General features: G+C 36.0%; 21 protein-coding genes, 1 pseudogene and 1 riboswitch. Of the genes and pseudogenes, 4 read left to right on the forward strand and 18 right to left on the reverse strand.

Annotated elements, in window-relative coordinates:
- Positions 1 to 11 precede the first annotated feature (11 nt).
- Positions 12 to 614, reverse strand: coding sequence for a hypothetical protein (locus MKX67_RS11615; RefSeq protein WP_095373306.1), 603 nt, complete (start codon positions 612 to 614; stop codon positions 12 to 14).
- A 424-nt stretch (positions 615 to 1,038) separates the two neighbouring features.
- On the opposite strand from MKX67_RS11615, the gene katG reads away from it, so the two are divergent.
- Entirely contained in the window at positions 1,039 to 3,264 is a 2,226-nt protein-coding gene (gene katG, locus MKX67_RS11620; protein WP_095373305.1) for a catalase/peroxidase HPI, read from the forward strand.
- A 47-nt stretch (positions 3,265 to 3,311) separates the two neighbouring features.
- Here katG and MKX67_RS11625 read toward each other — a convergent pair whose 3' ends face one another.
- From MKX67_RS11625 to MKX67_RS11635, 3 genes and pseudogenes are all read right to left on the reverse strand, one after another.
- On the reverse strand, positions 3,312 to 4,649 hold the full coding sequence (locus MKX67_RS11625) for an FAD-dependent oxidoreductase (protein ID WP_322909321.1): 1,338 nt from the start codon (positions 4,647 to 4,649) through the stop codon (positions 3,312 to 3,314).
- Positions 4,650 to 5,624: 975 nt separating this feature from the next.
- A pseudogene (locus tag MKX67_RS11630) lies at positions 5,625 to 6,023 on the reverse strand (DMT family transporter); the annotation flags it as partial.
- Positions 6,024 to 6,213: 190 nt separating this feature from the next.
- A complete protein-coding gene (locus MKX67_RS11635; RefSeq protein ID WP_322909322.1) occupies positions 6,214 to 7,257 on the reverse strand; it encodes an aspartate-semialdehyde dehydrogenase in 1,044 nt (347 codons plus the stop codon).
- A gap of 125 nt (positions 7,258 to 7,382) precedes the next feature.
- Between MKX67_RS11635 and MKX67_RS11640 the strand changes: the two genes are divergently transcribed.
- Entirely contained in the window at positions 7,383 to 8,270 is an 888-nt protein-coding gene (locus MKX67_RS11640) for a LysR family transcriptional regulator (RefSeq protein WP_322909323.1), read from the forward strand.
- An 825-nt stretch (positions 8,271 to 9,095) separates the two neighbouring features.
- A complete protein-coding gene (locus tag MKX67_RS11645; RefSeq protein ID WP_095373301.1) occupies positions 9,096 to 9,383 on the forward strand; it encodes a SoxR reducing system RseC family protein in 288 nt (95 codons plus the stop codon).
- 43 nt (positions 9,384 to 9,426) lie between these two features.
- Here the strand turns inward: MKX67_RS11645 and MKX67_RS11650 are convergent, their stop codons facing one another.
- From MKX67_RS11650 to MKX67_RS11690, 9 genes are read right to left on the reverse strand one after another with little or no spacing between them, the layout of a single operon-like run.
- Positions 9,427 to 10,308, reverse strand: a complete 882-nt coding sequence (locus MKX67_RS11650) for a sulfite exporter TauE/SafE family protein (RefSeq protein ID WP_095373300.1) — start codon at positions 10,306 to 10,308, stop codon at positions 9,427 to 9,429.
- 45 nt (positions 10,309 to 10,353) lie between these two features.
- Positions 10,354 to 10,986, reverse strand: a complete 633-nt coding sequence (locus MKX67_RS11655; RefSeq protein WP_322909325.1) for an NAD(P)-dependent oxidoreductase — start codon at positions 10,984 to 10,986, stop codon at positions 10,354 to 10,356.
- The gene (locus MKX67_RS11660; RefSeq protein WP_095373298.1) at positions 10,962 to 11,720 is read right to left on the reverse strand and encodes a sirohydrochlorin chelatase; all 759 of its coding nucleotides are present in this window, start codon (positions 11,718 to 11,720) and stop codon (positions 10,962 to 10,964) included. Before MKX67_RS11660 ends, MKX67_RS11655 begins: the two co-directional genes overlap by 25 nt.
- Entirely contained in the window at positions 11,717 to 12,493 is a 777-nt protein-coding gene (cobA, locus tag MKX67_RS11665; protein ID WP_342489245.1) for a uroporphyrinogen-III C-methyltransferase, read from the reverse strand. Before cobA ends, MKX67_RS11660 begins: the two co-directional genes overlap by 4 nt.
- A gap of 13 nt (positions 12,494 to 12,506) precedes the next feature.
- Complete coding sequence (locus MKX67_RS11670) at positions 12,507 to 12,710, reverse strand: DUF3906 family protein (RefSeq protein ID WP_095373296.1); 204 nt, start codon at positions 12,708 to 12,710, stop codon at positions 12,507 to 12,509.
- Entirely contained in the window at positions 12,694 to 14,325 is a 1,632-nt protein-coding gene (locus tag MKX67_RS11675; protein ID WP_095373295.1) for a ferredoxin--nitrite reductase, read from the reverse strand. Before MKX67_RS11675 ends, MKX67_RS11670 begins: the two co-directional genes overlap by 17 nt.
- Before the next feature lie 3 nt (positions 14,326 to 14,328).
- Positions 14,329 to 14,934 (reverse strand): adenylyl-sulfate kinase, encoded by a 606-nt coding sequence (gene cysC / locus MKX67_RS11680; protein WP_322909326.1) that lies wholly within the window; start codon positions 14,932 to 14,934, stop codon positions 14,329 to 14,331.
- Positions 14,935 to 14,940: 6 nt separating this feature from the next.
- On the reverse strand, positions 14,941 to 16,095 hold the full coding sequence (gene sat / locus MKX67_RS11685; RefSeq protein ID WP_322909327.1) for a sulfate adenylyltransferase: 1,155 nt from the start codon (positions 16,093 to 16,095) through the stop codon (positions 14,941 to 14,943).
- A 14-nt stretch (positions 16,096 to 16,109) separates the two neighbouring features.
- Complete coding sequence (locus MKX67_RS11690) at positions 16,110 to 16,829, reverse strand: phosphoadenylyl-sulfate reductase (protein WP_322909328.1); 720 nt, start codon at positions 16,827 to 16,829, stop codon at positions 16,110 to 16,112.
- A 163-nt stretch (positions 16,830 to 16,992) separates the two neighbouring features.
- Positions 16,993 to 17,097, reverse strand: a riboswitch (SAM riboswitch).
- A 300-nt stretch (positions 17,098 to 17,397) separates the two neighbouring features.
- On the opposite strand from MKX67_RS11690, the gene MKX67_RS11695 reads away from it, so the two are divergent.
- On the forward strand, positions 17,398 to 18,492 hold the full coding sequence (locus tag MKX67_RS11695) for a tyrosine-type recombinase/integrase (protein ID WP_307313929.1): 1,095 nt from the start codon (positions 17,398 to 17,400) through the stop codon (positions 18,490 to 18,492).
- Between the two features lie 636 nt (positions 18,493 to 19,128).
- On the opposite strand, the gene MKX67_RS11700 is transcribed toward MKX67_RS11695, so the two are convergent.
- The 5 genes from MKX67_RS11700 to MKX67_RS11720 all read right to left on the reverse strand — a co-directional run bounded on the left by MKX67_RS11700 (position 19,129) and on the right by MKX67_RS11720 (position 24,708).
- On the reverse strand, positions 19,129 to 19,680 hold the full coding sequence (locus MKX67_RS11700) for an NAD(P)H-dependent oxidoreductase (RefSeq protein WP_095373291.1): 552 nt from the start codon (positions 19,678 to 19,680) through the stop codon (positions 19,129 to 19,131).
- 170 nt (positions 19,681 to 19,850) lie between these two features.
- Positions 19,851 to 21,770, reverse strand: a complete 1,920-nt coding sequence (locus tag MKX67_RS11705; RefSeq protein ID WP_342489246.1) for a sigma 54-interacting transcriptional regulator — start codon at positions 21,768 to 21,770, stop codon at positions 19,851 to 19,853.
- 57 nt (positions 21,771 to 21,827) lie between these two features.
- A complete protein-coding gene (locus MKX67_RS11710) occupies positions 21,828 to 22,769 on the reverse strand; it encodes a phosphotriesterase (protein WP_095373289.1) in 942 nt (313 codons plus the stop codon).
- Positions 22,770 to 22,916: 147 nt separating this feature from the next.
- Positions 22,917 to 24,224 carry a TRAP transporter large permease gene (locus MKX67_RS11715; protein ID WP_095373288.1) on the reverse strand — a complete coding sequence of 436 codons (1,308 nt, stop codon included), beginning with the start codon at positions 24,222 to 24,224 and terminating at the stop codon, positions 22,917 to 22,919.
- A 13-nt stretch (positions 24,225 to 24,237) separates the two neighbouring features.
- Positions 24,238 to 24,708 (reverse strand): TRAP transporter small permease, encoded by a 471-nt coding sequence (locus MKX67_RS11720; RefSeq protein ID WP_340974893.1) that lies wholly within the window; start codon positions 24,706 to 24,708, stop codon positions 24,238 to 24,240.
- Positions 24,709 to 24,726 lie beyond the last annotated feature (18 nt).

Raw genomic sequence — 24,726 nt, forward strand, 5'->3', positions numbered from 1 at the left:
ATTTTGACGGTTTAAAGAACTTGCTTCTTGTATTGGAAATATTTCTTTTCTAATTTTGCAGAAGTTGCAAAGATATATTGGTAGCTTTGCTGAATAAGCTGAATTAAATCATTTAGTTGCACATTCGATTCATTCACTACTTCTTCTCTCATCTCTTTAAGTGATTGATGAAAGCCTTTAATGTCTTCATATTCCATAATGTCATAGAGTGTTTCCATATCTTCATATGATGTATAGATGAACCGTTTCATTAGTTCGTGTAATCTTTTTGCTTTCAGATGGTAATCAATGTCTAAATTAAAAACATTAGAGTATAGTAATGCTTCATTAGCAATCTCTTTATATTTAGGTTCAATCTTCGTCGTTATTAAAAGTAGTTTTGAGGTAGCGGTTGAGAGAAAGATTTCCTTATCACGATGCCAAATGGTTACTCTAACACCGTAGAAGGTAATCATTCCGCCAATAATCGCTCCAACAAATCCGATCAAACCAGCTATAATGGTCAAGTCCCATTCAAACATGATATGTAAACAAGCCCCTAGAATCAATGTAATACATAATAGTAATAGAGTAATGATGATGATTAAGAAGCTGTTTTCCTTTTGATGAATCATTGCCTTCCCCACCTATTTAAAAGGATTATTAAGAAAGATTATATTAATCAAAGGCTAATACTTTCCATTTTAGTTACTTTCATTTACAATAAAAGATAAATAGTCAGATTTTTCTATCTTTATTTTATGACCTCTATTAACTGATAATACCTTTTACTGATTTATTTTCATTTACATATTAATTTTATCAATTTCATTTGCGTTTTCTCATATCCTCCTTCTCTTTTTACTATTTTACAAGAATAAAAGGACCCTAATATTCCATTGTTTATCCTCTTAGAATATAATTTTCTCGTAAATTTCATCTTTTCCCTTTACTTTTTTTATTATATTTTATTATAATCATTATATAATAATTATTATTATCTGAGATTGATTAGTAGATGATGATAATTACCTCACTTCACAATAAAGGAGAATCAGTATGAGCGAAAATAATATTATTTCTGAAGCAAACCATTCAGGCGGAGGTGGCTGCCCTTTTCATCATGGAAGTGTAACGAAGCAGCAATCTGAAGCAACGACTAACAAAGATTGGTGGCCCAATCAATTAAACTTAAATATTCTTCACCAACATGATAAAAAGTCTAATCCAATGGGTGAAGATTTCGATTATACTGAAGAATTTACTAAACTAGATTACTATGCTTTAAAGCAAGATCTTCATAAATTAATGACGGATAGCCAAGATTGGTGGCCAGCAGACTTCGGTCATTACGGACCACAGTTTATTCGTATGGCTTGGCATTCTGCAGGTACTTACCGTACAGGTGATGGCCGCGGGGGTGGCGGTACAGGTTCACAACGGTTTGCCCCTCTTAATAGTTGGGCAGACAATGCCAACATTGATAAATCTCGTCGTCTTTTATGGCCTATTAAACAAAAGTACGGTAACAAAATTTCTTGGGCAGATCTCATTCTATTAGCAGGAAACGTTGCCATCGAATCGATGGGTGGTAAAACATTTGGTTTCGGTGGTGGCCGAGCAGATATTTGGCACCCTGAAGAAGATGTATACTGGGGTAATGAAAAAGAAATGCTTGGTGATAACCGCTACTCAGGAGATCGTGAATTGGAAAATCCTTTAGCGGCTGTACAAATGGGTCTGATTTATGTGAACCCTGAAGGTCCAAATGGGAAACCAGATCCTGTAGCAAGTGGTAAAGATATTCGGGAAACATTTGCACGTATGGGTATGAATGATGAAGAAACAGTTGCCCTTGTTGCAGGTGGACATACTTTCGGTAAAGCACATGGTGCTGGAGATGCTGCGCAAGTTGGCCCAGAACCAGAAGCAGCGCCAATTGAAGCGCAAGGACTTGGTTGGATCAGCTCACATGGTAGTGGTAAAGGTCGTGACACAATTACAAGTGGAATTGAAGGTGCATGGACTGCAAACCCTACTCAGTGGGATAACGGTTTCTTCGAACAATTATTTGGATATGAGTGGGAATTAACAAAAAGCCCTGCCGGTGCGTATCAATGGCAAGCAGTAGGTCAAGATGAAGCACATATGGCGCCTGATGCCGCAGATAGCTCTGTCCGTGTAAAAACAATGATGACAACTGCTGATATGGCGCTACGTATGGACCCTGCTTATGAGAAGATCTCTCGTAGGTTCTATGAGAATCCAGAAGAATTCGCCGATGCTTTTGCACGTGCTTGGTTTAAACTTCTGCACCGTGATATGGGTCCACGTGATCGTTATTTAGGTCCAGAAGTACCAGAAGAAGAATTAGTATGGCAAGACCCCATCCCTAAAGTAGACTATGAACTAACAGATGCTGAAGTGTCTGAGTTAAAAGCCAAAATTTTAGATTCAGGTTTATCAATAAGTGAGCTTGTTACAACTGCATGGGCATCAGCTAGTACATTCCGTGGTTCTGACAATCGTGGAGGTGCAAATGGTGCGCGAATCCGTTTTGCTCCACAGAAGGACTGGGAAGTGAATCAACCTGAACAACTTTCTAAAGTACTTCATACATTAGAAGGTTTACAAGCTGGATTAAATAAAAAAGTCAGCTTAGCTGATTTAATTGTACTTGGTGGTAGTGCGGCGATTGAACAAGCAGCAAAAAATGCTGGTTTTGACGTCACTGTTCCATTCTCAGCAGGTCGTGGAGATGCCACAGAAGATCAGACGGATGTAGAAAACTTCGAAGTATTAGAGCCAATTGCTGATGGTTTCCGTAATTATCAAAAGCAAGAGTACAGTGTAGCTTCTGAGGAGTTATTGGTAGATAAAGCACAACTACTAAACTTAACTGCTCCTGAAATGACTGTGTTAATTGGCGGTATGCGTGTATTAGGTACAAATCATGGTGGCACAAGCCATGGCGTATTTACTGAAAATGTAGGCACACTATCCAATGATTTCTTTACGAACTTACTTGATATGAGTGTAGAATGGAAACCAGTTCAAGGCGGTATTTTTGAAGGCCGTAATCGCCAAACAGGTGAAGTTGTTCGTACCGCTTCAAGAGTGGACTTAGTATTTGGTTCTAACTCTGTATTACGTTCGATCGCTGAAGTATATGCACAAGAAGATAATAAAGAGAAATTTGTTAAAGACTTTATCTCCGCTTGGGTTAAAGTAATGAATGCCGATCGTTTTGATTTAAAAATCAAGGATGCCGTATTAAGCAAGTAATATTATTCTAAAAAGAAACGCCGCTACTTATGTAGACGGCGTTCTTCTTATTTGCTTCTGCGTGCGGCTTGTTGCACTGGGTCCCATACCCCGTTGAAAGGTGGCGCATACGATAAATCTAAATCCATTAAGTCATCGATAGACATTTGATTGTATAACGCAGTGGCAAGAACGTCTATTCGCTTATCTACCCCGTACTCTCCAATTATTTGTCCCCCAAGTAATGTGCGATATTTCTTATGGTATAAAAGTTTAACCTTCATTCTTTTTGCATCTGGGTAATACCCAGCAATATCGTGAGCGTCTGTTACGACAATCTCGTAAGGAATATTTAGTTCTTTAGCTTCCTTTTCAGAAATACCTGTTCTTCCTAATGTTAAGTTAAAAAATTTAATGACAGATGATCCTACGATTCCTTTAAACGGCTTAGGAATTCCTAATAGGCTCAGACCTGCAATTTGTCCCTGTTTATTTGCGTGTGTGCCCAAAGGAATATGATCATCTAACGCTTTAATTCGATGATATTGCGTAGCACAATCTCCTGCTGCATATACATCTTTTATACTGGTTTGCATATAATTGTTCACCCGTATTGCCCCGTGCTGACTGAGTGAAATATCTGTTTTTTCGAGAAATGCTACGTTTGGCTTGACACCAATTGCCACTAAGACAAGATTTGTCTTGTATGACCCTTTATCAGTCGTAATGCTTTCGACAAAAGCCTTTCCTGAAAAGGATTGAACTTCTTCACCTAATTTTAAAGTTACTTGATGCTCTTTAGCCTTTTGATGGATTAGCTGTGCCATATCTTCATCAAAAATGGTAGCAAGTTGTTTATTCCGCTCGATAATGGTTACCCTTTTCCCTAACCTCACAAAGCTTTCAGCCATTTCCAAACCAATGTATCCACCACCAATAATCGTCACATGTTTAATCGTTCGATTATTCATTTCCTGGATTATTTCATTTGCGTCAGGTATGGTTTTTAAAGTGAATATTCCTGGAAGATCAGTCCCCTCCCAATCAGGCATAACAGGACTAACTCCAGTGGCAATCAATAATTTATCGTATGTAAGTTGAAATGGTTGTTGATCAATATAGTTATATCCCTCAACAATTTTCGTATCTGTATTAATATTAGAGACTTCATGTTGTACTTTGGCATCAATTCCATATTTCTCGCGGAAAGTTGTTACAGAACGGGCAATTAAGTCTTCTTTTTGAGGAATTACCCCACTAATATAATAGGGAAGACCACATTGTCCATAAGAATAAATCGTTCCTTTTTCTAATACAGTAATTTCGTGATTTTCCTTGCTGTTGCGAATGATTTGCATCGCTGCACTCATCCCGGCAGCATCGCCACCAATAATAATTATTTTCATCTTTCATTCCTCCCTTCACTAGTTTTGCTCAACAATGTGTTTTTCACACAATGATTCGTTTATTACCTACAATTAAACGATTGAACGAAGTTAATTGAGGATTAACGTTATCGTTTCTTATCCTCTTCCACCATCGTGAATTTCTTAATTGAATACCCTTTAGTTCATTTTAAGAAACCATAATGATTGCTTGAGTAATTTATACTCATTGATGGGGCCCAGTAGCAAAACGCAAACTTGTTCACTTATATCATCAGAAATGCTAACAAACGCTAACATTGGTTCTGATGTAAGCTATGCTCTTCCTCTTAACCACATTCTTTTACTATCTTACAAAATTGCTTGGCATTAATGTCGATACAGGGATGTCTTTATGTTTCACTTTTCATTTCCTTTTTTAGCCTGCTTCCTTATCTAAATAACAATAGATAGTTCTACGAAGAAATCCCCCCATTTAAGCAACATCCTTTATAGGGAGGCCGTTTGCCAAATTTGTTTTCTGCATTACTATTTCTTCCTTTCTAATTTTACTGATTTTCAGCCTCATCTACTTCTAACCTTCGCTGCTATCCTTCAGCTTGCTGAATGTTCTTGAATAAGGTTTCGTTCCGGAGAGATTCCTCAAATCCTTTTCTTTCCTCTTTTAATCCACTCATTTGTCAGTTAAGATTTCTTCACAACCATGACTTTTTAAAGCTCTATTGCAAGTCCAACTTCTGAAGACCAGTTGATAGACAAGCTAACTATTTTCATAGAGAACCACCATTTCTAATTATTCCCAAAAATAATTGTACCATAACTTGATGCAATGGTATTAAGGAAACATAGATTTATTAACAGAGTTAATGTGAATTATTTGCAATAAAATATAGAAAACTAGATTACAAAATATTTTCTACAGAAAAAGATGACTTTCCGGACTGAACTCAATAATAAAATAATCTTCTATTTGTATATTTCATTTTCTCTTTTCGGTTATTTATCTCTCTTTATATGAATGAACAAACCCCCAAATAGCGTTAAGATTCCTCCTATAACAGAAACGGTAGTCGGTACCTCTCCAAGCCAAACCCAAGCGATCACAAATGTAAGAGCTGGTGTTAAGTAAAGGGAGCTTGTCGCCTCTGAAGCTCCTACCCGAGATGTTACATAAACTAATACAAGATAAGGAATAACCGTAGGAAAGAGACCTAAGTACAAAATGCTATAGGGAGGATCTTATTATTTCCTGACCCAGTCCCGGGAGATAGAAAAGCATAAAAAATGTACCTGCCAAATCGTATATGTAGTAAAAGCAAGAAATCCATACTTTATTAAATACCGCTTTTGAAAAACGAAGTATAAACTTTCTGAAAAGGATGCTAAGAGAATCATTCGTGAATTAGTAAAGTGTTAATAAAAAATCCTCTTCCAATAGAAAATTGGTTGAGGATTTTTGTTTACGCTTCCTGTCTGTTGATTTTTGAAGTCTTTATTATATTCCTTAATCTTTTTATACAATTTACAATTAAACAGATTCTGGTGTTGCTATTATTGTTATTGTTCCATTTCAAGTAGGTTGAGATCAAATGATATCTTTTTCGACCATTGTCAATACAATCTGGACTGAATTCCAAGCAGCCCCTTTTAATAAATTATCTGATACAATCCAGAGGTGGAAACCATATGGATTGTCAGGGTCTTTTCGAACTCTTCCAACAAACGTTTCTGTTTTTCCTACCGCGTAAATAGGCATTGGATATAGTTGATTACTTGGAGAATCCTGCAAAACAACGCCCGGTGCCGAAGATAATACTTCTCTCATTTCATCAACAGTTGCTACTCGTTCTAATTCAATATAAACAGATTCAGAGTGCCCTGTTACAACTGGCACTCTGACACAAGTCGCAGCCATTTTTAGGTTAGAATCTTCGAATATCTTCTTCGTTTCTTGAATTATCTTTACCTCTTCAAAGGTGTAATCATTTTCAGTAAATACATCTACTTGCGGGATTACATTATAAGCAATTGGATAATGTTTCTTATCTTTTTTTGCAGGCATTATAGAAGCGGTAGCCTCCTCACCCGCGAGTAAACTCATTGATTGATCTTTTAACTCATTGATGGCATGTATTCCAGTTCCTGATACAGCTTGATATGTAGAGACAATAATTCTTTCTAAACCAAATAATCTTCTAATTGGCTGAAGTGCTGTCACCATTTGTAAAGCAGAACAATTGGGTACTGCAATAATCCCCTTGTGTCTAATAAGAGTATGTGCATTCACTTCTGGAACAACAAGTGGGACTTCACTTGACATACGATATTCGCTAGTATTATCAATCACCACTGCGCCACTTTCGACCGCGAATCTTACTAATTGTCTGGAAACTTCTCCGCCAGCACTAAAAAATGCAATATCAACATCCTTAAAGCTTGCTTCATCCGCTTCCTTAATGATGATTTCTTGACCTTTAAAAGAAATTTTCTTACCAGCAGATCGCTTCGATGAAAGAAGAGTGATTTCGTTTATATTAAATTCAGTTATTTGCTCCAGTAAGTTAATAATTTTCTGGCCAACTGCACCAGTAGCACCTACAACAGCGATATGATAGCTCTTTTTCCTCATATTATTCTCCTCCGTTAATTAATTTTAAGAAGTGGAATAGGTCCATTTTTTTATTCCTACTTTTACTATAATGGAAGAGTTATTATTTGATAAATTGAAATATATGATATAATCATTCATAAATTATGATACTAAAAAGAGGTTTAGCTATGGAGATGAGACATGTTAAGACTTTCTGTGCTGTTGTTAAATATGGTGGATTCTCAAAAGCAGCGCGTGAATTAGATTATGCACAATCCACTGTAACAACGCATATTAAAGCTTTGGAGAACGACTTACAATCTCCACTTTTCGATCGGTTAGGGAAAAAAGTACTTTTAACAAAATCGGGGCATCATTTTCATCCTTATGCGTTAGAGTTACTTGCGATTTACGAAAAAGCACAAGAAATCCCAAAAGATAGCAACCATCCTGAAGGTACGCTTACGATTACTGCGAATGAATCTTTAGCTGTTTATCGATTACCAAATATACTACAAAAATATAAACAGATAAATCCTAAAGTGAATATTGTTCTTGAGACGGGAACAAATGAACAAGCAATTAAGAAGCTGAGAGATGGAGAAACAGATATCATTTTTTTGATTGGACAATCAATGGAGTACGATGAGCTCATTACGACTCCTTTGTTTGATGAGACCTTAGGTTGGGTTTTACCGGCTGACTTAGCTTCATGTAAAAATCCATTAAAGATATTAAAGGATTATCAGTTTATCTATACAGAGAGAAATTGTGGGTACAGATCCATGGTGGATAATTACATACGTATGAGTGGACAGATGCCTGACAGAACATTTGAAAGTTCAAGTATTGAAGTTATTAAACAATCAGTTTTGTGTGGGTTGGGCCTTGCTATTCTTCCTTATATTGTTGTGAAAGAAAATTGTAACAATAACGAACTAATCTTTAAGCCAATTGAAGCATCACAACTTATTAAAAGTAATGTGATTTATCATAAATCCAGATGGATCTCTCCAGTACTACAATCTTTTCTTAGTATATTAGAAAAGTAGAGTAATTTAATGTATGATTAAATACTATTATTTTTTCAAACAGTTAGTAACGATTTTAAAGAGCCTTACTATGTATAAAATGTAGTAGGGCTCTTTAAAATCGTTAAGTTAAATAACCAAAATCGACTTTTTTAATATCAAATTTGCTTAGCGTATGTTTTCCGCGTATTGCTACCAGGCCCCCTTGATTTGGATGAGACCAATGTCCTCTAAAATATAATGAACTCGTACTCAAAAAAATCAGTAATATGATAATAATTAGCCCAATCTACTTCAGAGTATGTAAAATTACTCTCATCTATAATCACTATAAATATTTTTTATATCTAATGATTTAAACACTTCGATCGGAGCAACTCCACTATTAATAATAACAGTATCATTCATCTACTTTGAAAATTATTGTATCTTGATCAATATTAGTTACTATAAAATTATTATGTAAACTAATCCTCCTTCAGATTGTCATGTATACAAAAAATTATTACAGTGAAGCAAATAAGGATAAATTACCGGATTAGGTGTAAATTTTGTATAATAATAAATTTTATTAGATGATAGTCCCGATAATTTTGTAATAATATCCTTTTTAAAGTATAATTATGCATCGTAGTTTTCCATAAACAAAGGAATTATACTTGCTTTTTTCAACATGTGTTGTAGTAATATCTTTAATATCAGTTTACAATTTACACTTATTGTAAAAAAGGGGTCAAACTGAATAAAATATATCCTCTAAAGTATTTAGTCCATTTTTATAGTATTATAGTCTAAAAGGTTTGCCGCTTACATAAAGTGGATATGTCATAAGAAAGGAGAATTTACATGAAGACGATAGAGATAAAAAGATTTTCTGTTGGTAGTGTTGTAAAAAGCACATTGTACTTATTATTTATCCCCATTATTGGGATGATTATTTTCGGATTATTTTCTTCCTTATTATTGTTTACCGAAGATGGTGTCATCGCCTTTACTGGCATTTTATTTATGCTTTTATTATCTGTATTGTATGCGGCCATTTATTTTGGCATACTTGCACTCATGACCGTTATTTATAATTGGTTAGCTGGAAAGTTTGGTGGCTTGACGATGGTAATTGAAGAGAAAGAGTAAAGAAACTAGGCTGGGATCATTTCATCCCAGCCTTACTGGTGTTTTAAGAGTTTAAATGTAGCATTTTTTTATGGTAGATTCGAATGATTGTAAAGATAATTGCTGTTACCCATATGATTGCGACAGCACTATACACAATGGGATGAATCTCTTCATTACTAATCCATGTTTGTACAATTGTTTGAATGTTAATGAGAATGATGAATCCTCCAACAAGCACCCCCATTAATTGTGGATTTAATTTCTGTACAAGCCAAGCAGCGATAGGTGCTGCAATCACACCCCCTACCATGAGTGCTCCCACCCAAAGCCAATTTACCTCGTTCCATCCTAAAGAAATAAGAAAACCAATGGATGCAGAAAGGGCAATCGCAAATTCACTTGTGTCAACAGTCCCAACAACTTTCCTTGGGCTTACCCCTTTTTTTGAAAGCAATACTGGTGTTGTAACTGGACCCCAACCGCCACCACCTGTGGCATCAGCAAATCCGGCTATAAAACCTAAAGGAATCGATTGCTTTTTACTGAGATTGATCGATGACTTGTGGCTACTTTCCTTATATTTAAATAAAAATCGTATAAAGATAAAAACACCTAATAGTAAAAGGAAAAGGGCAATATATGGCTTAGCTAAATCACCTGGGATATTACTTAAAAATGTGGCACCTAAGAACGCACCAATGGAACCAGGGATGATTAACTTAAATACTGTTTGTTTATCTACATTGCCAAATTTAATATGTGAGATACCTGAAGCGGCAGTAGTGACAACTTCAGCAAGATGTACCGATGCGGAAGCAACGGCAGGTACAATGCCAAAAGCAAGTAAAAGCGATGTAGAAGTCACTCCGTATGCCATTCCAAGAGCACCATCAATTAACTGTGCGAATAAACCAATAAAAATAAAAAGCAATAAATTTTTCATGGGTAACACCTCTTTCGTTAAATAAAAAAAGACAAAATCTATTTTCTAGATTTTGCCTTCGGTTGACCGAACAGCAGCTATATGTAATGCTTCTAAGCTCTCTCTTTGTTGTTTATTATTTACACGGAATTCATCTGCTAGTACCTCTTGTAAATAGTCATTTTTTTCAATCTTACTTATAGGCAATTTTTTAACCAACTGCCTATATTCGGCAAGAAACGCTGTATACTCCGTCCAACTTTCATCAAATTGTTTACTTAATTGTTGTTTTAATGCTCTTGTTAACTTTGGACTACTGCCATTTGAAGTAACCGCTACTTGCAGATGCCCTCTCGTTACAGTAGCGGGGAAGATTGTATTGCCATCCGTTAATTCATCTACTACACAAACTAACTTTTGCTGGGTTAATATTTCGCCAAAATGGTTATTAATCGCTCGATTATTGGTGGCGAGAATACAAAGAAACGCATCCTCGAAATCAGCCAATTCGACCTCTCTTTCTATGCATTGAAAATGATTTTGTTGCGCTAATTTCAAGACTTCATTTGAAAATGCAGGTGCGATAAAAGTAATATTGGCTCCTTGTTCTAATAAAACTTTCGCTTTGCGTGCGGCAATCTTCCCACCTCCCGCAATGACAATTGCCTTATTACTTAAATCAATAACGAGTGGTTGCAATCTTCTGGGCCCCCTTTATTTAAATATTGCATCAATCGAAGTTGTATGTTGGAGATGCGACTTAACGGTTCAATGATGAAAGTTTGATCTCCTAAAGCTCTTTTTTGTTCGGTGAATTGCTGCAATTCATCTAGTAATAACCCTGAAAATAATAAGTAAGGGATAATAATTACTCTATTATTTGTACGATTCTGTGATAAATGGTAGCCCTCTTCAAGTCGAGGAGTGGCTGCAGCAAGAAAGCAGGAGGTCACGTTATTCACAGCTAACCTTTCCTTTAACCCAGTTGTAATTAAGTGGAAATCCTTATAAATGTTCATATCGCTACTTCCACGTCCTACTACAAGTAAATGATCTGTTTCGGTAATGGGAGAATATTTTTCGTTTATTAAATCAGTTATTCCGTCTAAAATATAGCTCTGGACGCCAAAAGGTGGATGCAAATTGATTTTAATAGCTGAAAAGCGCTTCTTCAATAATAGTAGAAGGCCAGGAATATCCTTCTTGTAATGCCCTCCTTTTAATAAAAGTAACGGAATGACATCAATTTCCCGTGCTCCTTGATGAACACAAGCTTCTATTCCTTGCTCAATCGTTGGGGCACATATTTCTAAATAGGACCATTCTTGTATAGGGACATTTACTTGTTTCATGATGGTCTGCAAAAAACCTTCTACTTCCCGTATCCCTTTTTTTGACCTTGTGCCGTGAGCAATATAAAGGATGGCTTTCATTCGCTATGTACCTTCTGAAGGGCTGAGCCATTTTCAATATACCAGTTCAGTTCGTCTCGTAGTTTAACGACCTCCCCAATAATAATCATACTTGGATTGATGATTGCTTCTTCTTCCGCTAAGTTTACAATCGATTTTAAATTTCCAGTTATCGTCCGTTGTTTTAATGTTGTTCCCCACTCCACAATAGCAATTAGGGTATCACTATTTTTTCCGCTTTTAATAAGATGATCGACAATGACAGGCAATTGTGAAACACCCATATATATACAAAGTGTATCAACCCCATGTGCTAAGTGATGCCATTTTTGGTCAGCAACTGAGTCACCCGCTTGATGACCGGTAATAAATGCAAAGCTTTGACTGATTTGCCGATGGGTGACAGGAATGCCGGCATAGCTCGCAGCGCCAATGCCAGCAGTAATCCCAGGAATCACTTCAAATGGAACACGATGTTTCACACATTCAAGGGCCTCTTCTCCTCCACGACCAAACACGAAGGGGTCCCCACCTTTTAGGCGAACAACTGCTAATCCTTTTTTTGCATATTTCACGAGGAAATTGTTGATCGTTTCTTGTTTCATCGTATGATAATGAGGAAGCTTCCCACAATAAATCAATTGTGCCTCTTCTCTCGCAAATGATAAAATTTCCTGATTGACTAGTCGGTCATATAAAATTACATCCGCTTGCTGAATTTTTTTTATTGCTTTTAATGTAAGTAATTCAGGATCACCACAGCCTGCACCAACAAGGTAAACATAACCCTTCATTTATCCGCCTCCATTATTCATCTAATATAAAACCGATTTTTTTCGTTATTCGTTTCTTTTCTCTTAACGTGACCTCGTCTATTTCTGGCAATTTTAAATAATATTTTTCTAGTTCAATATCTAATTGGGTAAATGCTTCATCATCAGAATCAGCTACAATGACTGCTGGAATTTCCTTATTTACCAATGACAATTCAAACCTATATAGAAAGGCCATCTTTATGATTCTCCAATACAATATTTAGTTGATCTTGCAAAGATTGTGTGCCATTTCTTTGTACAAAAGTATAAAAGTTCTCACCTGCCATTTTTTCTTTATTAAAAAAATGTAGTAGATGTTCAAGTGTATCTGTGAGGAAGTTGGCTGGTACTTTTCCTTTTAACTTTTTGTTAAACTCTCCGCCAGATTCTAACGTTCCTCCAACATACACTTCATAAGCTTCTTCCATTTCCTTATTCTTGTTTCGTACCATCACACCTTGTAAACCGATATCGGCTATTTGCCGTTGACCGCAGGAATTCGGACAACCGATCATATGCATGCGTACCGGAACATCAACAGTTAAGCGACGATCGAGTTCTTCTGCAATTTGGCGCATTCTTTCCTTTGTCTCAACTAAGGCTAAGTTACAAAATTGGATACCTGTGCAAGAAACGGAATGTCCGATGAAAGAATTCGGATTCACTGTAATTCTATTAAAAATGGGCTCGGCTAGTAGCGATTCTACATGTTCTTCTGGGATATGTGGAATAATCAAGTTCTGTGAATTACATGTTCTAATTTCACCTTGACCATATTGATCAGAGATTCGAACAAGTTCAAATACTTCATCAGCTGTTAAACGGCCGACAGGTACATTAAAACCGATGAACTTAAGCCCTGATTGTTTCTGATCATGGACGCCATAGAAATACCCTGCATTCCATTTCTTCACGGGTTCAACTCCTTTAGAAGGCAATTCCCCTGTATATTCTTCAAGTTTTTCTTTAAATTTCTCTACACCCCAGTCAGCAATTAAAAACTTTAATCTAGCACGATGACGTTTATCTCGATAACCGTAATCTCTAAATATTGTCGTTACGGCAATAGCAATCTGCAACACTTGCTCTTTTTCTACAAATATATCAACGGTTTCTGCCAGAAAAGGCTTAGCAGATAGGCCTCCCCCTACTTTTAAATGAAAGCCTTGTTTTACTTCACCATCAATGTTTTTTTCAGCCGGTGTAAAAGAGACACAGTTAATTTCTGCATTAGCGGCGTTGTGTAAGTTTGTACTGATAGACATCTTATATTTTCTTGGTAAATTCGAAAATTCCTCATTAAATTGAAAATACTCATACACTTCTTTGACAATATCTCTCGTATCAAATAATTCGTCAGGGTCGATGCCTGCAATCGGATTTCCGACTATATTCCTCGTTATATCCCCACATGCACCAGCACTGGAAAGGCCAACACTTTCTAGTCTTGTAAAAATATCAGGGATTTCCTCAATTGTTAACCAGTGAAATTGAATCGCTTGTCGCGTCGTAATGTCGAAAATCCCGCGACCATAATCTTTGGCAATACCAGCAAGAATATTCGCTTGTTCCTTCGTTAAAATTCCTGAAGGTACATTTACGCGCATCATAAAATAACCTGCTTCTTTAGGCTTTTGCAAATACAAGCCTGCCCATTTGAAAAGATCCCATTGGTCTTTAGGAATAGACGAGAAGCCATTCTTTGCATAATGTGGAATGTCTTCATAAATTTTCAGTCCATCTTTTTCGAGTTTAGCTATTTCGCTTTTGTTTAGTTTTTCATTATTTGACCAATGCTTTGTATAAGCCATTGCCTACAACTCCTTAATGATTTGTTGTTGTTGTAAAAACGATAGTATTTCAGTTATTGCTTCCTCAACTGATAACCGGTCGGACCTAATAGTTAAATCCGGATGTTTAGGAGGCTCATAAGGTGAATCGATTCCGGTGAAGTTTTTTATTTCACCTCTTCGCGCTTTCTCGTATAATTTCTTCGGGTCTCTTTTCTCACATTCTGCTAACGGGCAGTCAATAAATATTTCAAAAAATTCATTGGAAGCAAACTGTTCACGTACACAATCACGGTCTGCAGAAAATGGTGAGATGAATGCCGTAACAACAATTGTTCCACTATCAACAAACAGTTTAGCTACTTCCCCAATACGGCGGATATTTTCTGTACGATCTTTTTCAGTAAAGCCTAAGTCTGCATTTAGACCATGTCTGATATTATCTCCATCAAGCACATATTCCTTTATGCCCTTCTCAAATAGTTTGGCTGATAAGGCATTCGCTAAAGTTGATTTACCAGAACCTGATAATCCTGTAAACCATAATGTGCAACTGCTATGTTGCTGTTTACTACGGCGCTCGTCTTTTGTAATCACGGCATCATGCCAAGTAAGGTTACGATTCGTCATATTCATTCACCCTCTCGTAACCGTTGCATCTGACTTTAATCCGTTAATCAATACATCAATCACTTCTTTACGACTAAATGTGGAAGGTGGCTGTTCACCCTTACTTAATAGCTCTCGTACTTTTGTACCAGATAAAATTACACGATCTTCCATTTCATGAGGACAAGTTTTATCTGAAGCCATTCCCTCGCAACGGTGACAATAGAAACTATGTTCAAAGAACAACGGTGTAATACCCAGCTCTTCTTTCGTAAAGTTGTGGAAAATTTCTTGGGCATCGTATGTACCATAATAATTGCCAACACCAGCATGGTCTCGCCCAACAATAAAATGTGTACACCCGAAGTTTTTTCTAGCGATAGCGTGAAAGATGGCTTCCCTCGGCCCAGCATATCTCATTGCTGCTGGGTATACACCGAGGTGAACACGTTCACGAGGGAAATATTCTTTTAAAAGAATGCGATAACTTTCTAAACGAATAGTTGCCGGGATATCATCCGCTTTCGTTTCACCGACTAAAGGGTTCACAAATAAGCCATCGACAGTCTCAAGGGCGGCCTTTTGAATATACTCATGGGCACGATGAATCGGGTTACGTGTTTGAAAGCCAACAATCGATTGCCAACCTTTTTCTACAAACAAAGCCCTAGTGTCTTTTGGCTCTAACCAAACATCTGTAAAGTCTTTTTTCTCAGGTTTTCTTATAAGGGTGATCTCACCAGCTACGTAATGATTGCCTCTTTCAAAAAGTCGTTTCACACCTGGATGCTCATGGTCGTTAGTTTGATAAACATGATGTGCCTCTATCTCTAAATCTGGTCTAAACCATTCCGACACTGTGATGACTCCATAAGTTGTATTCTCGAAATCCAAGCGATATTGTTCCCCTTTATCGAGTTGTTCTGCAACCGATAGATCAACAGGTAATGTAATGGGAATTGACCAAACCGTGCCATCACTTAATCTCATTTTTTTCACGACAGATTCATAATCTTCTTTGCCTAAGAAACCGGTTAGTGGGCTAAATAGGCCAATAGCAATCAACTCTAAATCACTTAATGCAATTCGGTCGATTGCGATTGTTTTTGTCACTTTAGCTAGATCGAATTGTGGTTCATATTTTTGAATTAATGTTCCTCCATGTGGACTAGGTAAGCTCATTTGTTTACTCCTTTTTATGAATTAGTATGCAAGCCGCATTCTGTTTTCGTTAAGCCTTGCCAACGACCCGCGCGGGAATCAGCGTCTTCATTTGTTGGTTGCGTGCAAGGAAAACACCCAATACTCGGATAGTTCACATCATGTAAAGCATTATAGGGTAATTGTTTTTCTTTGATATAATCCCAGACATCTTTCGTGCGCCAATGAATAAGTGGACAAATTTTGATGTTTGTGAATTTCTCATCCTTGTTCACAAAATTAGTATGCTTTCTTGTGGGTGACTGTTCGCGCCTAAGACCTGAAATCCACGCTTTTTTTCCCACCATTGCTTCTTGTAAAGGTAGTATTTTACGTATTTGACAGCATTGATTCGGATCTTTTTTCCACAATGCCGACTCGTAACGAGCGGCTTGTTCATCTAATGTTAAATGAGGTTTTTTCATTTCAACTTGAAGCGCTGGAAAACGTTTTTTTATATCTTCAATCACTTGATAAGTTTCAGGAAAGTGTAAATCCGTATCAAGAAAAACCAACTTAGCCTCTCTTTTGATTTGCGTAATTAAGTCGATAAGGACGATGGCTTCGGCACCAAAACTAGAAGCATACACAATTTCATCCTCGTTGTACGTGTGATAGGCCCACTCTAGAACAGACAAAGCGCCTTTCGAGTGATCATCGGTAGTAAAGCTTGCAGAAATATCCTGCCAGTTCTCATAAGTAATCGCCTGTTGCATTTCATCCCTCCTTTTCCGATAAAAAAAGACGGCATTTCCCCATTGAAGGAAAATGTCCGCCTTTAGTTGTCTAATCAGCGAATGACTATTATTTTTTAAGAATCACCTCTTATACAAAAAACACCTTTTCAATAAGAAAAGGTGTGAGATAACGATTCATGACACCTTATCTTTCAAAATGAATCAACATTTTGCTGGAATTAGCACCTTGCATTAAGCAGGTTGCCGGGTTTCATCGGGCCAGTCCCTCCACCTCTCTGGATAAGAAAATATTGGATAAGATAAATCCTAACATACTATCAATAAAAGTCAATACAAAAATCTAATTTTTATGATTTGTCAGAATCATACTCCTATATCGCAATAATTTTCCGCTGAAAACAACTAGGTAAATACCTATTAAAAAAAAGATAATTTCGTCTGAGGGCGATTCTCAAGCATCCTAATTACTGGAAATATATAATTTTATTTTCATAGATTTCTATGATAATATATAAGTAAAGATAATTACGCATTATCTTTACTATACATAATATAATTATTGTTAATTATAAAGGAGTTCCTTCTTATGGATGAATTAATTTTATTACATACCATTTCAAATGAAGATTATTTACGGCAATTACAAAATCGGCTAGCATCTAGTAACTTACTAGATTCCAATCGAAATCTCAGCTTAAAAAATGCAAGTGATCAAGAATTACTTGAAATGTTTTTTGTCGTAAAGATTTTTACAAGTAATAAAGAGTTATCTCCCCATACTTTGAAAGCTTATCGTACAGATGCAAAAACATTATTAATTTTTATGAATGATCATCAGCTTGGATTTAGAGATATCGGTTTTCCAGAAGTGAAAGCCTATAATCATTATATTAATGAAAAATATGCACCAAAATCGGCAATTAGAAAATTAGAATTTTTTCGGAGAATATTAGACTTTGGCTATGAGACACAATTTTATGTCGCACATTTATCTACGTGGGTTTCGAAACCTTCTAGTAAAAAAGGGCATTTTGCCCAACCGGATAGCGGTCAAGTACGAGAACTAACACCTCATGATGCTGAACATTTGATAGCCTGCTTTCCCCAAGTTGTAAAAGCAAAGAAAAATCGAGAGGCCTTGCAAAATCGCAACTTATTAATTGGATATTTACTTTATACAACCGGTATGCGTGCCAGTGAGTTATTAAGCTTGAACTGGGGAAGTTTTCGTATTAACCGTAGAGGAGCACTTTATGCTGATGTGTTAGGAAAAGGAAAAAAGCATCGTTCCATACCCATTCGAGGAGAAGTAAAAGAAGTTCTCTTTACTTATCGAGAAAGTATTTGTGCACCGATAGAATGGAATAGCAATGATACAACGCCTCTCTTCTTCTCCCTCTACAATAAAAATGATATTGAGACAGATCCAAAGCGCTTGTCCTATCCTGCCTTGTATAAAATTGTAAAAGAAGCCGTTACCTTAGCAGGAAAACAATCAAATATCTCCCCGCATTGGTTCAGACATACATTTGTTACGATGTTGCTCGAAAACGATGTCCCCCTTGCCGTTGTCAAAGATTGGGCTGGACATGCAGATATATCGACTACCAATATCTACTTGGAAAGGATTAATCAAGATGATTCATTTAAACATTTACAAAAAGTGTCTATATTTCAATAATACCCCTATAAAGTTTGTTTTGCATGCCATCCCCTTTTGAATGTTTGAGGCAATGGCTTCGGACTATTCGCCTGTTTATCTTTAAATTGGTGAATAGTCATATCTATCAAGAAAAGAATATAAGCTTTTTCTCTATCACTCTGCATTCGTTTGTTGTTTGCTACCTTTAGATTTCATGTCAGTCCGTACCCTTTAGTTAGCTCATTACAATTTTTACCTTTGCTTATGTGGGAGTACTCAATAAAGGGGCTGGGTAATCACTAAATGAGCTAACCTTAAAAACAATCAGTAACAAATGATGATCTTAAGAACATCATTTGCAAAAAAGTCCTTACCATTGTGCTACAGACACTCGCTTTCCGAGATAAGGGGCTGAGCATCCACGGCATTGCTTGCGGGGTCGCAGCTTTCCCATTTCACTATTTACATCATATAAGGAAATCATTACAAAAAATCCGAATGATTAGATGTTAGATACGCCTAATCACTCGGATCAATCCTTAGCTAGAATACTTATGTCCCAACCTCTTTTTAAAATATGATGATGTCTAACAATAGGATGAAAATAAGAGCTACTACATGTGGAGATAGGCTGTTTGATTTTGAGTAATCGCTATCTTCTTATTGAGTCTCTTCCTATTTAATATATTGTGTTTTAGATAATGCTTGATTCATATAAGCCAGTTCACTGGCTAAGTTTTTCACTCTCAATAAGACATCTTTATCAATTAGTTCGTTCTTATGATTGAAATGATCAATATGTGCGTACACATAGCTTGGAGATACATATGCACGAAAATAGCCTGCAATCGGTTTTAATTGATTTTCAATTACGAGATAATGTTGATATGTTCCTCCTGTCGCAATAAATCCCATGACTTTGTTACGAAATACATCTGGAGGAACTAAATCAAACAAATTTTTAAGTACGCCTGTTATCGATCCTTGAAAAATAGGTGATCCGATAACATAAAAATCAGCGGAAGTGATGGTTTCAATCACTTTTTTTGTATCATCATTGTAATCAGAAGGATGTCTGCCATCACAAAATTGCAGGTCAAAATTCTTTAAGTCTAGTAACTCTACTTCTATTTCAGGGTGAATTGATTTTAATTCATCTAATACTTTATTTACTACGACTAACGTTTTCGAGCCTGTTATTGTTCCAGAAATCCCTAATAATCGCATCCTTAATCTCCCCTTTATTTAGCATTGTTAATATAAGATTAAGTTGCAATATTTATGCCAATTTAAAAAGTAGTGATTAGATGACACAGCTTATTTTATATGTATCATATTCGAACCAATATGATGAATTTTGCAACATTGGGAGCGTTAAGATTCGACGATGATTATATTCAAATTAATTCTTCTTCATTTAACTTCCGCCATAATGTACTTCTGCTGATCCCTAGTAATTTTGCTGCCTCACTTTTGTTCCCATTTGTTTTATTTAGCACATCTTTGATTGTACTCATCTCTGCCTTTTTTATTAGATCTTGATATGATGTGTTTTCCTCATAAAGGTCAGCACTTAATTGTGAAAAGTCATTATCCTCTAATGTTTCAATTAAATAATTCATTAACTCTTTTCTAGTCAACTTTATTGGTGATTCTAAGTAGGCAAATAATCGTTCAAGATTGTTTTCCAATTCCCTAATATTTCCCTGCCACTGGTACTCTGCTAATAGTTCTGTCATTTCATAAATGTGCTCATTTATCGTATGTAAAAAATGAGGATATCGCTTGGCAGTATAAGATAAAACCAAATCTTCCAAATCTTCTTTGCGTTGATTTAATGTCGGTAAAATAAGATTTAATACACTAATACGATAAAATAAATCTAAACGAAACTCACCTTTCCTCACTTTTTCAAGCAAGTTCACATTTGTAGCAGCAATAATTCTCACGTCTATTGGGATAATCGAAGCACTTCCCACACGTCTAACGACTTTTTCTTGAAGAATTCTTAATAATTTTGATTGCATGCTTAATGGGATTTCTCCTAATTCATCTAAAAATACAGTACCTTTATGAGCAAGTTCGAATAAACCTGCTTTTCCCCCTTTTTTTGCGCCTGTAAAAGCACCTTCTGTATAACCAAAAAACTCTGATTCAATTAAGTTTTCCGGGATTGCTGCACAATTGATTGCAATAAAAGGTTCAGATGAGCGAGAGCTTTCATTATGTATACTTTGTGCAAAAAGCTCTTTCCCAGTTCCTGATTCTCCAATGATTAAAACATTTGCATCGGTTTTCGCAAACTTTCTGGCCTTTAACTTTGTCTTTTGAATCGCTGTACTCTTACCGACAATATCATGAAAGTCGTAAATGGCGCGATTGGATTGATCATATAACTTTTTTCTTATTTTCTTTTCATGTTTTTGTATCTCGTCCGTGTCCGAAATAATGATAACCGTTCCGTCAAAAATATCTTTAACATAGATTGGGAAGGAGTTTAAAAATAAAGTTTTGTTTTTATAATCAAGTAATTTCCCCTTGATAAGAACATTTTGTTTTGAGCTTTTAGAAATAAAACCAAACTCCCCAATTTCATTGATTGAAATCCCTTTCAAATCTCGATATTTTTGTAGATCTAACAATTCGATTGCTTTTTGATTGATTTGAAGGATTCTGTTTGTTACGTTTAAACTAATGACACCTTCATTAAAGTGTTCTAATATATATTCTTGACGTTTTAAATTACTTTGCTCTTCAAATCTCCCGGCTAATACATTGAATGCAATATCGACTGCCTGTTTTACACTTTCTCTTCCATACCAAATGAACCCGCTTAATCCTTTTTTAATAGCTTTAGAGACAATTAAGCCAGAACCTATGACACTTTTTTGTTTGTTCGCAACAAGCTTATCTATTAAATCATCAATGGACTCTACATTCGGATAAGAGTATTGGTTAATCTTTATATTCAATAAATTTTCTAAATCCGACAAATCTTCCTTAAAAAACTTTTCTTTATAATTAATAATATTAATTTCATTTCCAAGTCGTACGGCTTGATTTAATGCTTTTAGAAATTCATTCGTTTGTACGCGAAATGGAATCAAATGCCCTCTAACATGACGCTTCTTAAACTCTTCATAAATGGTAGCACCACAAATTAATACATCATCATTTTGTATATAGGTAGGGTTTTTCAAAATATCTTTTGCTTCTAATTTTTGTACTACTAATTCTTGGAAATTTTGTTTCCTTATTGAGATTTCTTCTTCGACAAACACATCCAAAGGTGAAAAACCAGTTACAAATAACTTCATCCTCATCCCCCCTTATCTAACGATATTAATGAAACATTTGGGTATGTTGATTTTCAATTAATTTAACCATGTTTTCACATTTTCATAGAGCATCGTATGGATTTGTTCTTCACTTACCCCATCAGCTATCAACATAGGAACCACTTTATCTAATAAAAATGTCATTGACCAATCGGGGTATACTTCCTTTTTTAAACTTTCAGGTTTATATCTATCTGTCGTACAACAATAATCTTGTGATAAAAACATTCTATTAGTGTATCCTTTTTGAATAAGCGCGTTTATTGTCGCATTTCGTCTTTCTGTTGATAAAGTAGAGGTAAGACCATAGCGGTCCATTCCGATATAAACCCCTTTATCTAACAATCTTTCGAGATAACCCAGTTGGTCAGTGTCCCCACAATGACCGATTAGGACTTTATTCAATTGAACGCCTTCCTCTTCAAAAATTTCAATTTGAGTGAGGCCATTTTCTTTGGAGGGTACTGAATGAGTCATGATAGGTACTCCTGTGCGGAGGTGTGCCCGAGCGACTGCTCTTAAAACTTTTTCTACTTGAGGAGTAAGACCAGGTACATCCGTTGCACATTTTAAAAAGCCTGCTTTGATCTCACTATTTTGAACGCCTACTTCAATATCCCTTACAAATTGTTCTACCATAAAGTCGATGTCATTGAACATAAAGCGTGTCGGTAAATAATGAAATGTAAAGATACCTGTAGCAGCAATGATATTTACTCCTGATGCCCTAGAAACCCTTTGCATAAATCTGACGTCACGATCTAGTCCCATTACACTTGGATCAAAAATAGTCTGTACCCCTTGTTTCTTAACACCAAGCACTTGTTCTAAAGCTAATTGATATTCTTCATCATGATTGTATAAATGGGGGAATTGAACAGCGACTTCTTCTGCTCTTGTCCTTAAATGTTCATGGATAAGTGTTTTACCTAGTTTGTTGACTTCAATTGGCCCGGTAACCGAATGAATTACTTTCATATATTCAACCTCCATTCATTTTTTAATTATTTCATAAATTTATAATTTTGAATACAAATGAAGGGAGAAGATAGATGTAGTAAACGTTTTCATTTTCACCTTCTCCCTGATTGAAGCAAGTTGGATGTACTTTTGAAGAAAATTGAATCACCTTACGTAATTCGGTAGAAATAGGGCGATTTCAGGGAAAATATATAACAATATTATTAATGATAGAATTGGAATCATGAACAATAGTGCGCCTTTAAATATGGATTGAAGGTCAAGGTCGTCCACGACGCCCTTCAACACAAAACAATTCATCCCAACTGGTGGTGAAATTAAGGCCATCTCTACGAGGAGAACAATAATTACGCCAAACCAAATCAAATCAAATTCAAGCGCTTGAATGATTGGCATGATGATTGGGATTGTGACGACAATCATTGCCATTGTATCCATAATGGCTCCTAAAATTAAATACATAAGCACAATGAGTAAAAAAATCATTGTTGGTGATAATTCTTTACTAAATAAAAAGTCGGCTAATAGATTCGGTACTCTCGTAATCGTCAAAATAAAGTTTAAGAGAAATGCCCCCATCACAATAGCGAAAATAAAACCAGTCGTTTTTACTGTACTAAAAATCGCTTCACGAAATCGAGCGAATGTCAGTTTTTTTCTTAATAAGGCAACAAGTAAAGCACCTAATGCCCCAAAACCAGCTGCTTCTGTAGCGGTGAAAAATCCGATATATATTCCACCCATAACTAGGATAAATAGTAAAATAATCCATATATTCGTTTTTAAAGATTTAACTTTTTCACTCCAAGGTACGTTGTTCTCATAAGTCCCCGAAACTAAACTAGGCTTAATCAATATACTAATCCATATCGTTAGCATAAAAAAAAGCGTCAATAAAATTCCAGGTACAATGCCTGCCATTAGTAACTTACCTATAGATTGCTCGGTCATCATGCCATAAAGAATGAACATGGTACTTGGAGGGATAAGTATACCTAATGTTCCTCCTGCGACAATCGATCCACCTGTTAAGCTTTTAGCATAGCCCGCTTTGAGCATTTCTTTTGATGCGACGACTCCAATGGTTCCTGTTGTTGCTAAACTCGAACCTGAGGAAGCGGCAAACATAGCCGATGCCCCAATGGTTGCTATACCTAAGCCGCCTTTAAGCTTGCCGAACCAATTCTTGAATGCGGTGAATAATTCGTCACTAAATCCAGCAACATATAAAAATTGTCCCATTAATACAAATAGAGGAATGGTACTTAATGTATAGCTATAACTATGGTGCCAAATGATGCTTTCAATAGCAGTAAACAATGCATTTTCACTTTTTAAGACTAAAATACCTATACAGGCAGGTACCGCCATTGCTACTACAATCGGAATTCTTAAAAACATTAAAATAAACACAAAAACTAAAACAAGCACACCTATAGCAGATACATCCAAACGAATCCCCTCCCTACTTTCCTTGTGTGAGCAACTTAATGTTACCAACTATCTGCTTGATTGATTCAAATCCCCAGCCGATGAAACCAAATATTAATAGGGCTTTAAAGTAGAAAAAAGGTATCCTGAGAATGATAGAGGCTTCGGCGAGATCAAATTTGATGAAAAAAACATAAGCAACTAAAAAAGCAAAAATAGTAATTAATATAGAAGAAATTAAATCAATCACATATTGAACTTTTATTGGGAAATGATCTGCTAGAATCCCTACCGAAATATGAGCTCTATGATATTCAGTATACGAAAGGGCACCGACAATCAATGTAACCATTGTTAATTGGACAAGCTCAACATCACCGACAATCGGACTACCTAAACCTCTTGATATAGCTGAAAAGGCAACAATTATCATCATTACTATCAATGAGAGGAATGCCAACCATTTATTGATTTGATTACATATGGAAATTATTTTCGCCCACATTTTTAACCCTCCAATCAC

The organism is Cytobacillus sp. FSL W7-1323 (genome assembly GCF_038595015.1).
Taxonomy (GTDB): Bacteria; Bacillota; Bacilli; order Bacillales; family Cytobacillaceae; genus Cytobacillus; species Cytobacillus kochii.